This window comes from Candidatus Methylomirabilota bacterium, from assembly GCA_036005065.1.
In the GTDB taxonomy this organism is placed as follows: Bacteria; Methylomirabilota; Methylomirabilia; order Rokubacteriales; family DASRDR01; genus DASYQW01.
Genome location: DASYQW010000054.1, coordinates 27059 through 40163, shown reverse-complemented (window position 1 = coordinate 40163; position 13105 = coordinate 27059). Strand labels below are relative to the sequence as shown.

The 13105-nt window shown below is 70.2% G+C and carries 12 protein-coding genes; 5 read left to right on the top strand and 7 right to left on the bottom strand.

The genetic code is table 11. The annotated features are described in order from the left end of the window. Nucleotides 1-107: 107 nt before the first annotated feature. The 4 genes from VGW35_03965 to VGW35_03950 are packed head-to-tail and all read right to left on the bottom strand — an operon-like array spanning nt 108 to nt 4850. The gene (locus VGW35_03965; protein ID HEV8306799.1) at nt 108-1262 is read right to left on the bottom strand and encodes an epoxide hydrolase; all 1155 of its coding nucleotides are present in this window, start codon (nt 1260-1262) and stop codon (nt 108-110) included. Nucleotides 1263-1276: 14 nt separating this feature from the next. Further along, nucleotides 1277-2506: a DUF1015 domain-containing protein gene (locus VGW35_03960; GenBank protein ID HEV8306798.1), complete on the bottom strand. Its 1230-nt coding sequence runs from the start codon at nt 2504-2506 to the stop codon at nt 1277-1279. Between the two features lie 35 nt (nt 2507-2541). Further along, nucleotides 2542-3357 (bottom strand): class I SAM-dependent methyltransferase, encoded by an 816-nt coding sequence (locus VGW35_03955; protein HEV8306797.1) that lies wholly within the window; start codon nt 3355-3357, stop codon nt 2542-2544. After that, on the bottom strand, nt 3348-4850 hold the full coding sequence (locus VGW35_03950) for a radical SAM protein (GenBank protein HEV8306796.1): 1503 nt from the start codon (nt 4848-4850) through the stop codon (nt 3348-3350). Before VGW35_03950 ends, VGW35_03955 begins: the two co-directional genes overlap by 10 nt. A 260-nt stretch (nt 4851-5110) precedes the next feature. Here VGW35_03950 and VGW35_03945 point away from each other — a divergent pair, with 260 nt between their 5' ends. From VGW35_03945 to VGW35_03925, 5 genes are all read left to right on the top strand, one after another. Further along, nucleotides 5111-5773 carry an FkbM family methyltransferase gene (locus VGW35_03945; protein HEV8306795.1) on the top strand — a complete coding sequence of 221 codons (663 nt, stop codon included), beginning with the start codon at nt 5111-5113 and terminating at the stop codon, nt 5771-5773. A gap of 142 nt (nt 5774-5915) precedes the next feature. After that, complete coding sequence (locus tag VGW35_03940) at nt 5916-6584, top strand: methyltransferase domain-containing protein (protein HEV8306794.1); 669 nt, start codon at nt 5916-5918, stop codon at nt 6582-6584. After that, entirely contained in the window at nt 6581-7414 is an 834-nt protein-coding gene (locus VGW35_03935) for a hypothetical protein (protein ID HEV8306793.1), read from the top strand. Before VGW35_03940 ends, VGW35_03935 begins: the two co-directional genes overlap by 4 nt. After that, nucleotides 7411-8121, top strand: a complete 711-nt coding sequence (locus VGW35_03930) for a HemK2/MTQ2 family protein methyltransferase (GenBank protein ID HEV8306792.1) — start codon at nt 7411-7413, stop codon at nt 8119-8121. The genes VGW35_03935 and VGW35_03930 overlap by 4 nt, the downstream gene beginning before the upstream one ends. Before the next feature lie 12 nt (nt 8122-8133). Further along, nucleotides 8134-9684, top strand: a complete 1551-nt coding sequence (locus tag VGW35_03925) for a radical SAM protein (GenBank protein HEV8306791.1) — start codon at nt 8134-8136, stop codon at nt 9682-9684. Between the two features lie 3 nt (nt 9685-9687). Here the strand turns inward: VGW35_03925 and VGW35_03920 are convergent, their stop codons facing one another. Genes VGW35_03920 through VGW35_03910 form a run of 3 tightly spaced genes read right to left on the bottom strand, consistent with a single transcriptional unit; the run spans nt 9688 to nt 13091 of the window. Next, nucleotides 9688-10533 carry a class I SAM-dependent methyltransferase gene (locus tag VGW35_03920; protein HEV8306790.1) on the bottom strand — a complete coding sequence of 282 codons (846 nt, stop codon included), beginning with the start codon at nt 10531-10533 and terminating at the stop codon, nt 9688-9690. Between the two features lie 33 nt (nt 10534-10566). Beyond that, nucleotides 10567-11787: an MFS transporter gene (locus VGW35_03915; GenBank protein HEV8306789.1), complete on the bottom strand. Its 1221-nt coding sequence runs from the start codon at nt 11785-11787 to the stop codon at nt 10567-10569. Further along, nucleotides 11784-13091 carry an MFS transporter gene (locus VGW35_03910; GenBank protein HEV8306788.1) on the bottom strand — a complete coding sequence of 436 codons (1308 nt, stop codon included), beginning with the start codon at nt 13089-13091 and terminating at the stop codon, nt 11784-11786. Before VGW35_03910 ends, VGW35_03915 begins: the two co-directional genes overlap by 4 nt. Nucleotides 13092-13105: the final 14 nt, after the last annotated feature.

Below are 13105 nucleotides of genomic sequence, written 5' to 3'. Positions count from 1 at the left end.
ACCGTGGGCGGTTGGGCAAGCTGCGGAGCGTGGTTACTCCGACAGCCTCCTCGGTCATTTCGGGGGGGGCTCGGAGGACCCCCCGATGCCCCCCCGTCGTGGCACGGCTAGTCCCGGGGCTGCAGCCCGCGGAAGAACGCGCGCAGGTCGGCGGCGAGCGCCTCCGGCTCCTCCATCGCGGCGAAGTGGCCGCCCGCCGGCATCGGGGTCCAGCGACGGATGTCGAAGACGCGCTCGGCCCATGCGCGCGGCGGGCGCAGGATCTCGCACGGAAACGCCGCGTAGGCGGTGGGGACCTCGATGCGGACCCCTTCGGGCAGCGGCCATCCCTGATGGTAGCGCGCGTAGTAGGGCCAGAAGGACGAGTTGATCGCGCCGGTCACCCAGTAGAGCGTCACGTTGGTGAGAAGCTCGTCCTTGGTGAATCGGCGCTCGACGTCGCCGCCGCAGTCGCTCCAGTTCCGGAACTTCTCCACGATCCAGGCCGCCAGTCCCACCGGCGAGTCCGTGAGCGCGTAGGCGAGCGTCTGGGGCCTCGTCCCCTGGATCCACTGGTAGCCGGTTTCCTCCCATAGCCACAGCGCGAGCTCTTTCAGATACCGCGATTCCTCCTCGGTCGGCGTGGCCGGGTGCGGGATCTCCCGCCGCAGCGGGAGAAGGTTCAGGTGGATGCCGACCAGTCGATCCGGGTGAGTGACGGCGAGCCGGGAGGTCACGAACGCGCCCCAGTCGCCGCCCTGGGCGCCGAATCTCGGATAGCCGAGCACTTCCGCCATCAACGTCGCAAAGACGTCGGCCATCTCGGGGACGCCGAGGCGCGGCTGACCTGGGCGGAACGAGAAGACGTAGCCGGGCAGCGAGGGAGCCACGACCGTGAAGGCGTCCGCCGGGTCGCCGCCGAACCGCCCTGGATCGGTGAGGAAGGGGATGAGCTTGTGGAACTCCCAGACGGAGCCCGGCCAGCCGTGTGACAGGAGCAGGGGCAGCGGGCGAGGGCCCACGCCTGGCTGGTGGATGAAGTGCAGCTCGACGCCGGCCAGCGGGACCGTGAACTGGCGGAACTCGTTCAGCCGGGCCTCGTGAGGGCGGAAGTCGTAACGGTCCCGCCAGTAGTCGACGAGCTGCCGGAGGTAGGTCAGGTCGGTCCCGTAGCACCAGCCCGCTCCCGGGACCTCGTCCGGCCAGCGCGCGCGGCGGAGCCGCTCGCGGAGATCCGCGAGGACCTCCTCGGCGATCCGGACCCGGAAGGGCTGCGCGTCCACGGTGGGTACGTCGCCTATTCCTCGCCCGGCCGGGCGAAGACGAGGCCGTCCAGGAGCTTCGGGTAGAAGTGCGTCGACTTCTGCGGGAGCAGCTCGCCGCCCCGGACGACCGCCTGAAGCTCCTCGGGCGTGGTCGGGGCGATCAGGAATGCGGCCTGGCACCGTCCCTCGCGGGCGAGCCGGACGGCCTCGGCCTGCTCGGCCGTGTAGTCCACGTGGGTTCGGGCGTCGAGCTTCGTGTCGGTGATGTCGAGGAGTGGCCGCAGGATCCCTTCGTGGAGGATGGAGACCGCCAGCTCACGCCACGCCCGCGAGGCGGCCGCCGGCCAGGCGATGCGGTCGAACGCGCCGTCGCGCAGGGTGAGGACGGCGGCCTCGCCGCCGGCTACCACCCCGATCGCGCGGTTCGTGGGCCGAAAGGCGAGGGGATCGGGCAGAGGCGCCGCGTCGAACCAGGGCGCGGCGGTTCGCCGGAGTCGGTCCAGGGAAAAATCCTCCAGACGCCGGACCAGGCGGTGGTTCGGGAAGATCGTGAGCCCCGGGGCCTCCAGCGTGAAGAGGGCCATGAGCTTGTGACGGGCGTCCGGGTGGCGGCGCGCGTACTCGACCGCCGTCTCATAGCGGTGGTGGCCGTCGGCGATGATGACCGACCGCGGGGCCATGAGCGACTGGATCCGCGCGACGGTGGCCGGCTCGGTGATGCGCCAGAGCCGGTGCAGCTCGCCCTTGAGGTCGCGGGCCTCGGCGATCGGCGGTCCCGTCGGCGCCGCCGCCCGGAGGAGGTCGCCGTCCGGGTCGCCGGTCAGCATGAAGAGCAGGCCGATGTCGGCTGCGGTCGCCTCCAGCAGCCGCATCCGATCCTGCTTCGGCCCGGCGTGGGTCCGCTCGTGGGGCCGGACGATGCCCGCCGAGTACTCCGAGACCTCCCCGAGGGCGACGAACCCCGACCGCGTCACGGGCTGCCCGGCCACGGTGTAGGTTTGATGGTACGGATAGATCGCCGGCCGGTCGTCGCGCGCCCACACGCCCTGGGCGAGCCAGGCGTCGAGCGCCCGGCCGGCCTCCTGATATTTGTCGCCGGCACCGTCCCGGGGGTACGAGACGCGGACGATGTTGACCGGGCTCAGCGCATAGAGGCGGTCCTGAAGGTCGGGGCTGATCTGGTCGTAGGGCGGCGCCACGACCTTGGTCAGGTCGCGCTGGCCGCCGGCGTATCGGTAGCCCCGGAACGCGCGGATCTTCACCCCGGCCTTAGCTCACCCGGGCCGCTCGGGCACTGTCAGACGCGCTTCGTCAGCACCATCAGGAAGTGGTCTCCCGCATTGCGGAGAAGCGGCAAGCCGCCCAGTCGGTCGTCGAGCCAGCCCAGCAGCCCGCACAACCGGGGGAGCCGTTCGCGGACCCGGACGAGGTAGGGGGGCGGCAGGAAGAGACCGAGGGCGCGACAGGCAGTCAGCTCGAACCGATCGGCGAACGGCCGGTAGAACTCGCGCGGCGTGTAGTAGGCCGTCCACACCGTGTGGCGGTTCATGCCGACCGGCACGATGCCCCGGGCGCTCCGGATGCGCGCGCGCTCCCAGCGTCCCCGCCCGACGTAGTAGAGGAACTCCCAGGGACAGATCCGTCCCATGACGGTCGCCACCATCCGGCCTCGTGGCTCGAGCACGGCGGCCGCCGCGCGGGCGACCGCCGACAGATCGGGGACGCAGTTCATCGGCCCCAGGTTGGAGTAAATGCCGTCGAAGCGCTCGCCATCGAGCCGGGCGAGCTCCTGGATGCCCAGCACCTCGACCCGGATTCGGACGCCCGCCTCGGCGGCCCGGGCCTGGGTGCGCGCGACCATCCGGGGGGACCAGTCGGTGGCGACGATGTCGTACCCCTGCGCCGCCAGGTGGACGGCGTCGAGCCCCGTGCCACAGCCCAGGTCCAGCAGTCGCGCCTCCGGGGGAAAGAGCCCGGTGAGGGTTCGCCACATGCGGCGGCGCATCCACTGGATCAGCTCGTTGTTCCCGCGGGGGCCGTCGTAGTCGGCGGCGACGCTGTCGAACGCGCGCCGGGTGTCGAGCAGTCGAGGATCGACGCTGGTCAGTTCCACTCGCGGCTCAGATCCGGCGCGACCGGCAACGCGGCGTCCTTGGCGATGAGGGTCGGCGAGACGTTGCGATACTGCGCCTCCGTCTCGGCCAGCTCCGTCCACTCCTCGTCCAGACCGCTCAGCGCCGCCCGGGTGGCCACATCGGGGGGCCCATTGGCGGATGCCAGGCGAAGCTCGAGGTCGGCATGCAGGAGCCGGTGCAGCCGCCGGTAGAAGGTGGTCTCGTAGGTGCCCCGGAACATCATCGCCAGGTCGTTGCTGTCCACCCAGTTGGTCTTGGGGCCGAGTTGATCCTTCACCATCTGGTGGAACTTGGTGCCTGGCAGGGGGTAGCTGACGCTGACGCCGATGCGGTCGGGCAGGGTATCGCGTACCAGCTGCACGGTGGCCAGGATGTCCTGGAAGTCCTCGCCCGGGTATCCGAACTGGAGGAAATACCCGACCTTGATCCCGGCGGCCTTGAGCCGGGTCCGGGCGGTCACGATCTGGCCGACGGTGATCCCCTTGTCCATCGCGTCCAGGATCCGCTGGCTGCCGCTCTCGGCCCCCAGCCAGACCTCGACGCAGCCGGCTGCGGCCAGGCCCGTGATCGCCTGCTCCGTCATCAGGTCCGCCCGGGACTGGATCATGAACGGGACTGCGGCGTCCCGCGCCTGTACCTCACGCGCGAAGTCCGCCACCCACTGGGGTCGCAACCCGAAGATGTCGTCGGCGAACCAGATGTGGTCGGGCCGCAGCGTGCGTTTGACGAGGTCGAGCTCCTCGGCGACATTGGCCGCCGACCGCATGGCGTATCGCTGGCCCCAGACCGGCTTGGCGCACCAGTTGCAGTGGAACGGGCAGCCCCGGGTGCTGACCATGCTGAGGCTGAAGTAGCCGTGAGCCTGACGCCACGCGGCCCGGTACCGCTCGACGTCCACGAGATCCCAGGCGGGGAAGCGGAAGGAATCGGGACGGCGCTCCGGCGTGCGAGGCCGGGTCCGGCGAACGCCCGCCGGCGCCGCCGGATCCGGCAGAGCCAGGCCGTCCAGCTCGTCCAGGGGACGAGTCACCCGCCTGTCGAGGATGTCGATCAGGTCGCGCAGGGTGCGATCGGCCTCGCCGATCAAGGCGTACTGGACGCCGTGCGGGAAGTAGACGTCCGGATTGTCGGTCACATCCGGCCCGGCCGCGATGACGACGGCTCCGTTCTCCCGGGCGATCTCGCTCATCCGCTGAGCGGCCCGGCGCATCCGGCTCAGGCACATCTTGACGAGGAAGTTGAAGCTGTCCTCGTAGAGGGCGACGAACCGCGGCCGGTGGCGTCGCACGGCTTCGTCGAACTCGTGCTCGCCGTCGGACAGCATCGCGTCGAAGAGCGCGACGGAGTAGCCCGCCTCGCGCAGGGCCGACGCCGCGTATAGCGTGGCCAGCGGCGGGTAGGGCCGCATCTTGTCGACTTGCTTGGGGTCGTACTTGAGGAAATAGGAGTGAGCGAGCAGGACGTCGATCATGGAATTCTCGAGGATGCCCTACCCACGGCAATTGGCGCATGCTAGCCCGGGGTCCGAGGAATGTCAAGCAACGCAGCGCGGCTCCGGATCGGGCGGCCGGCGGCCGGGTCCCCCGGGGGCTATGGTAGACTGGCTCGATTGCGATGTACGCTACCGAGGCGGTTGATCTCCCGTTCGGCTGAGCCATCGGTTCCGCCTGGCTACGTCCCCCCGCCTTGCCGCTCCCCTCTGTCAGGTCGGGCTGGAGAAAGCGAAGGGCCATGCGGTCCTTCTACCGGAGCTTCGTGCAGCCCGGCGACCTTTGCTACGATATCGGCGCCAATTCCGGGGACCGAACGGAGATATTCCTTTCCCTCGGGGCGCGGGTGCTGGCCGTGGAGCCGCAAGCGACCTGCCTCGCGGTCCTGAGAAAGAGATTCGGCCAGAATCCCTCCTTCAGCCTGGAAGCCTGCGCCATCGGCAGCGCCGTGTCGGAAGCGGAGCTGCTGCTCTGCGACGAAAACAGCGAATGCGCCACCCTGTCCGGGGAGTTCGTGCGGTTCTATTCGGCCTTCCAGGGCTTGCACTGGGGGAAGTCGGAAAGAGTGAAAGTGCGTCCGCTGGAAGCGCTCATCGGCCAGTACGGCCTGCCCGGCTTCTGCAAGATCGACGTGGAAGGATTCGAGCCGGAGGTGTTCAGAGGCCTGCGTACTCCGCTTCCCTGCGTGGCCTTCGAGGCCAACCGCCCCTTCCTGGAGGATACCAGGACCTGCATCGACCTGCTGAACAGGCGGGGTTCTTATGCCTTCAACTTCATGAAGTACGAGCACATGAAGCTGGAGCTGGCGGAGTGGATGCGCGGGCCGGCGTTCCTCGAGCGGCTCGACGCGGTGATCCCGGCCGAGGTGCTGACCGGGGAGGTCTTTGCGAGGCGGCAAACCTGACCGGCGAACTTGCCCGTGGCGGCAGCAGCCGGGCCCGCCGGCTGGCGTGTCGCGCCGGCGTGGGGTATGCTGGCGGCGCACCGGGCGCGAGAGACCCGGCGCGGTGAAAGGGTGTGACACGGCTCTGCGTCCTGTCTGCGCGATGGGGTCGGAGCGTGCAGGGCCGATCGCCTACTACGACCGGATCGCCTCGGACTACGACGCCCAGCTTTCTCCTCTCCGGGGGGTCGAGACGCGCGAGGCCTTTCACCGCGAGTTCGCGCGGCGCGTTCCCCCCGGCGGCCGCGTGCTCGACTTCGGTTGCGGCACCGGGGTCGACGCGCTCTGGCTGGCCGGTCGCGGGAATCACGTCGTCGCCTACGACGGGTCGGCGCGGATGATCGCGGAGCTCGAACGGCGTTGCGGAGCGGTGATCGCCGAGGGCGCCGTGGAGGTGTGGTGGGCCACGCTCGAAGATTTCGTGCGCTCCGTGCGGGAGCGGGGACCGTTCGACGCGGCCATCGCGAATTTCGCAGTCTTGAACGCCATCGCCGATCCGAGGCCGGTGTTCGAGGCGATCGGCGCGGCACTGCCGGCCGGAGCGCTGTTCCTGGCCAGCGTGCTGAACCCGCTTCACTGGAGCGTCGTGCGGCCGGGATATCTGAGCGTCGTCCTGTCGGCGGCTGGCGGCGGGTCGAGGCGGCACCGGGACCCGGTCGAGACGTTCTGGCACTCGCGGCCCTTCCTGTCCCGGGCGGCCGCGCCGTCCTTCGGAACCGCGCGGGTGAAGGGCGGACGCTTTCTCTTTCTCGCATTCCGCCGCCGTGAATGATGAGGCGGCTGCGGCGACTCCTGCGCCCCTTCGCGCCGCGATACGAGGCGGTCGGCCTCGACACGGTGCCTGGCGACGTCCGGGTCGAGCTGCAGGCCGACGGCGTGGTGAATGACGTGACGAGGGCCCACGTCGCGGCGTCGCTTCGACCGTTCGCGATCGCGGTCGGAAATGTGGGGGCCGACAAGGCGAGCCTGGTGGTACGCCGCGCGGGCGTCGAGGTCGGCGCGATCGAGCTGGAGCGAGTCGCCGCCAACGGGTCCCCGGAGGTGGCGATCCTCCGTCGGGGCGCCGTCCGCGACGGCCGCGGCGCTCGGCGCGGGCTCTTCGGGCTCGGCGGGCGCGACCTCGACGACCGCGCCGTGGCGCTCTATTACGTGCTGCCCCGCCCGGTCGGCATCGTCGCGCTCACGGGCGGTGAGCTGTTCCCGATGGATCTCGTCGGGCCGCTCCAGGCCGGACGCTTTGCCCTTGCGCTGCGGCGGGAAAGCCGGGCGCTGGGGACGATACTCGCGACCGGCCGCCTCGCGTGGTGTCTGGCGCCGGCGGCCTACCGGGACACCGTCTACGTGCTCGGTCGGTTTCACACCGCGGCCGGCCCCATCGATCCGCCACCCTTCGGCCGGATCACGAGCACCCGCTTCGGCCTTTCCTGCCCCGACTTCTCACTGGCCATCGCCGAGATCGAGATCGAGGCCACCGTCCAGACCGGCTCGCACGTGCTGCTCCTGGGCCGGACCGTGGAGGAGTCCCGGCTCGCGCCGGGGCCGGTGCTCTTCCACCGGGCCGCCGGCGCCGGAGCCGAGCCGATGGAGCGCGCGTCCCGATGAACCGGCTCACGCGCGGATGGACCCGCGTCTGGCTCGGCATGCAGTGGCCGCTGTTGCGACGCCGGGTGGGCCGGCACGTCCTCGAGCGCCTCGACGGTGTCCGCCTCCTGATCCTCCCGGAGGTCTTCAACCCGACGGTCTTTGCCTCCAGCGCATTCCTCGCGCGGGCGGTGGCGACCTTGCCGCTCGCCGATCACCGGAAGGCGTGGGCGGCCTCCCCTGATCGGGGCGAGGCCCGGGTCCTCGACATGGGGACGGGCTCCGGCGTGGGGGCGATCTTCGCCGCCCGGCGGGGATTCCGGTCGGTGGGGGTGGACATCAACCCGGAGGCGGTGCGCTGCGCGCGCATCAACGCGCTCCTCAATCAGGTGGAGGACCGGGTCGAGATTCGTCACGGGGATCTCTTCGACCCCGTCAAGGGCGAGCAGTTCGAGCTGGTCCTGTTCAATCCTCCGTTCTTCCGCGGCGTCCCCCGGTCTCCACTCGAGGTCGCCTGGCAGGGGACCGACGTCATGGAGCGCTTCGCCGCGGGTTTGCCGGCCGCGCTCACGCCAGGGGGGCGCGCGCTCCTCGTTCTCTCCACCGAAGGCGATGCCGACGGGATGCTGGCAGCCCTGAAGGAGCAGGCGCTGACCGTGGCCGCCGTGGCGCGGCAGGACTGCGGAAACGAGATCCTCACCATCTACTCGGCGTCCCCGTCGCGCTGAGGGGGGAGCTCGATGGCGAGGCGGCGCATGATCCTGGTCAATCCGCGGATCTGTGACCGCGAGAACATCCGGCTGCCGCTCTCGGTGCTGGCGCTGGGGGCGGTGCTGGAGGACCGCTACGACTACGAGATCGTGGACGAGAACGTGGAGCCCGACGGGGCCGGCGCCGTGCTCAGGGCGCTGGCGGCGGGCCCCTGTGCGCTGGTCGGGCTGACCGTCATGCCGGGACCGCAGGTCGGCCCGGCGATCCGAATCTCCTCCGCCGTCCGGGCGGCCCATCCCGACGTGCCGATCGCGTGGGGCGGGTACTTTCCGACCCTGTACGCGAATGCCGCCATCAACGCGCCCTACGTGGACTATGTCATCCGCGGCCAGGGAGAGGAGACGTTGCTGGACCTGCTGGAGCGGCTGCCGGATGCCGGCCCGCCCGGCCCGTCCGCTTCGGCCCGCGACGGGGCTCTCCTCCGGGCGGTGCCGGGGCTGACCTGGAAGGACGATGGGCGGATCGTGCACAACCCGGAGCGGCCGTTTCGGTCGCCCGACGAGTTTCCGCTCTTCCCCTACCACCGGCTGGGCGACGTCCGGCAATACCTCCGGCCCACGTTCCTGGGGAGCCGCACCGGCGTCCATCAGGCCGCGATCGGGTGTCGTTACCGGTGCACGTTCTGCGGCGTGGTCTCGATGTTCAACGGCCATACCCAGCTCGGGGCGGCCAGTCGCCTGCAAACGGCCCTGACGACGTTACGGGATCGCTACGGCGCGACGGCCATCCAGTTCTTCGACCACAATTTCTTCGACGGCGAGGAGACCAGCGTGCCGATCCTCGAGGAGCTCGCCCGGGCCGAGATGCCCTGGTGGTGCTATGCGCGGGCCGACACGCTGGCCAAGTTCTCGACCGGGACCTGGGAGCTGATTCGCCGCAGCCGGCTCCGGATGGCCTACATCGGCGCCGAGGCGGCCAGCGACGAGGTCCTCAAGCGGATGAAGAAGGGGACCCGCGTCGAGCACACGCTCGAGGTCGCCGCCCGGTGCCGCGAGTACGGCGTCATCCCCGAGTTCTCCTTCGTCCTCGGCGGTCCCCAGGACCCGGCGGGAGAGATCGACCGCACCTTCGTGTTCATCCGGCAGCTCAAGCGGCTCCATCCCGAGTGCGAGGTGATCCTCTACTTCTACAGCCCGACGCCCCAGCGCGACCCGGCGTCGGTCCGGCGAGCCAGGCCGGACGAGGCGCGGCTTCCGGTTCTCTCGACCTACGGGCCATCCGGGCCGGCGCTGCCGACGACCCCGGAGGAGTGGACCGAGCCCCGCTGGGTGGACTACGTGTGCCACCAGGACGCGCCGTGGCTGTCGCCGGAGCTGCGGCGGAGCGTCAGCGATTTCGCCACGGTGCTGGCCTGCCGGTTCCCGACCGTGCAAGACGTCACGACCCCTCGCTGGGGAAGGGGCATCCTCCGGGAGCTGGCCCGCTGGCGCTATGGCGCCGGCCGCTACCGGAACCCGTGGGAGCTCCGCCTGGCCCGCCGGCTGATCCCGCTTCGCCGCCCCGAGCGGGACAGCCTGTGAGAACTACACGCCGCCGATCACCACCGTGTACGTCTGCAGGTGGTGAAAATCCGGACGCCGCAAGCAGTACCGGGGAGAGTCGGGATCGCACAATCGCTCGAGCTCTGCCCAGTCGTCCGGTGACAGGTAGGGACGCAGCCGGCTCCCCCAGTGGGCCCTGAAGAGGCCGTCCAGGAAATACGCTTCGTCCTCGCTCGTCAGTGGCGCTGCTCGCTCGATCACGACCGTCTTGACCGTCGTCTTTCCGAGTCCGGCCCGTTGCAGCAGGCCGAGCAGGTTTCGCATGGCCGTCGTATCGCGCTCATCCAGACCGTACTGATCGCGATAGTATCGACGGCAGGCCTGCACCGTTTCTTTCTCCAGGCGCTCGTCCCAGGCAAAGACCATCTCCGGCAGAAACAGACTCTGGGCCAGGGCGAGCCGACCGCCGGGACGAAGAAGCCGCACCAGCGTCCTCGCTCCGTCGAGCGCGTCGCACAGATGAATGATCGTGTTGCTGCACCAGATCAGGTCGAATCGTCGCGCCGTCAACGGGATGCTCGTCAGGTCGGCTTGCAGGAACGCCAGTGGCAGGCCCTCGGGTCTCGCTCGGCGTCGAGCCCGTTGGACGTGATCCGTAGAAAGATCGATGCCGATCGCGAGTCCGTCAGGCATGACGTGCTGGGCCAGCCATTGCGTCGCCACGCCAGTGCCGCAGCCGGCATCGAGGACGACATCGCCGCTCTTCAGGCCGAGATCGCCGATCAAGGCCCGCAACTCGGGCTCGGCGAATCGGTGAAACAGGTCCAGCGGCGCGACATACGACGTCTGCGGCGTGTCCCCGAACGGGCCAGCGTCGTCGGAAGCCATCACCGACCGGAAGGTCGGCCGGGTGGGCGGGGCTCAGCGACTTCCCGGCTCATAGCGTCTCAGCAGGAGCCCGAACGCGAGGCCCCCGAGCACCAGGCAGGCCGCTGCCGTGGCCATGACGAGCGGGTAGCCGTACCCCGTGAGCGCCGTACCCGCCAGCGGCGCCGCCATCGCGTTCGCGCAGAAGATGACCATGTACATCAGCGCCGCGGCCCCGCTCCGCTGGGCCGGCGCCACCTGCGTCATCAGGAGGCTTTCCATGACGGGCTCGTCCATCCACTGGAAGGCCAGGTAGCCGGCGTAGCCCATGGCGGCGACCAGGCCGACCGGCCCCGCCGCCAGGAACGCCAGCGAGAGCCCCGTGAAGATCTCGATGACCATGATCCCTCGCACCTGACCGAGCCGTCGCACGATGACGGGGGCGAGGAGAATGGCGCCTACCTGGGCCAGCTGGCCGGCCGAGAAGACGAGCCCGATCTCGTGGACCGGCATCTTCAGGTATTGCGCGAAGTAGGCGTTGGCGAACGGATTGAACGCTCCCGTCCCGAGGTTGAGGAGGGCCAGCGCGAAGAGGAAGCGCAGGATGAACGGGCCCCGCGGGTAGGAGGTCTTGGCCAGCCGGTCGATCGGGGCGAGAGGCAGGTGGAGGGCCGGCCAGATGGCGACCGCGGAGATCGCGCAGCCGACCAGCAGCGCGGCCTGCTTGGTCTTCACCGGCGTGGTGGTGCCGATCACCGGCCCGAGCCAGCCCGGCAGCCACCCACCCACCGCGTCGGCGAACATCCCCATTCCGATGCCCGACGCCAGGTAGGCGCTGAAGCCTACCGTCCGGAGCTCCACGGAGGTCAGCTGGGACAGGGTCACCGGAAGGGAGATGACCCACAGGGCGAAGGTGATGCCCCCCAGGAAGGCGGAGCCGAGCAGCGCCGCCTTTCCGACGACCAGGGCGCGCATCGCCGACACCACCGCCATGCCGGCGAAGCACGCCAGGAGCGTCCGCTTGAGGCCGAGACGGCGGCTGACGCCGACGGCCACCAGCGTCCCGGCGACGTTGCCGAGCGTCCACGCGCTGGTGATGAACCCGAGGAAGTCTTCCTTGAACCCGCGGTCCAGCAGGTAGAGGTTGTAGAGCAGGACGAAGACGTAGATGCCGAACGTGAACAGGTGCGACACGGCCACGAACAGCCAGAAGGTGCCCGACAGGCGGAGGAGCGCCCAGCGGGATCGGAGAGTCTGCCAGCGGATGGACGTCATGCCGGCGGGACATCGAGCGGTCGGACGACTCGCTGCAGCACCACCTTCGACAGCAGCGCGGCGCCGGCCGCGATGACCGCCGCCACGGTCAACACGAGCGGATAGCCGAAGCGCTTGAGCGCGTCCCCGGCCACCGCGGATGCCCCCGCCTGCGCCGAGAAGGTGGCCAGGGACAGCAACGCGGCGGCGCCGCTCCGCTCGGCCGCCGTCACCCGGTTCATCAGGATCGTGTTGAGGCCGGGCCCGGTCATCGACTGGAAGGCCATGTAGCCGGCCAGGCTCAACCCGGCCGCCAGGACGGACGGCCAGATCGCCAGGGTCCCCAGCGCCAGCCCGGCCAGGAGCTGCATGCGCACGATCGAGGGCACCGGGCCGAGCCTCCGGAGCATCACCGGCACCAGCAGGAGACCCACCGCCTGGGCCAGCTCGCTTCCGGCCAGGTCGACTCCGATGTGGCGCACCGACATCTTCAGGTATTGCGCGAGGTACGCACCGGTGAAGGGGTTGATGGTCCCGATCGCGAGATTCCACACGACCAGCGGGATCAGGAACCGGACCACGAACGGCCCGCGGGGATAGGACGTGCGCTCGGCGCTGGCATCCCCGCTGATGCCTAGCCGCGCCGCCGGCCAGATGGCCAGCGCCGCCAGGGCGGCGGCCAGGAGCAGGGCCGCCTGCTTGCCGTGGGTCGGGTCGGTCGGGGACGCCAGCGGCGTCAGCCAGCCGGGCAACTCGCCGCCGATGGCGTCGGCCAGCACCCCCGTCCCGATGCTCGCGGCGAAGAACAGGCTGAAGCCGTGGGCCCGCGTCTCGACGGTGGTCAGGTGGGAGACGACGACGGCGATCGAGACGGCCCACACCGCCCCGATGGCGCCGCTGAGGAAGGCGAAGGCGAGCAAGGCCGCCTGGCCCACCACCACCGCCTGCACGGCATAGACGACCGCGGTGCCCGCGACGCACCCGAGCACGGTCGTCTTCGGCCCGAGGCGCGCGATCAGCAGCCCGGCCGGCAGCGTGCCGGCGATGCTGCCGAGGGTCGTCGCAGTCGTCATCAGCCCGAGGAATTTGTCGTCGAAGCCGAGGTCCAGCAGATACAGGCTGTAGAGCAGCAGAAAGATCACGATGCCGAAGCTGGACACGCACGAGGCGAGCACGAACACCCAGAAATCCCGGCCGAGCCGGCTGGCCTTCGCCCAGTGGCGGACGTCGTCGAGCAGACCCCGCCACCACGCGCGGGCCAGCCGAGCCGGCGCGCCGGCGCCGGACTCCGCCGCGGGTCTCTGGCCGTCGGCGGGCGACGGCACCTTAGGAGCGCCGG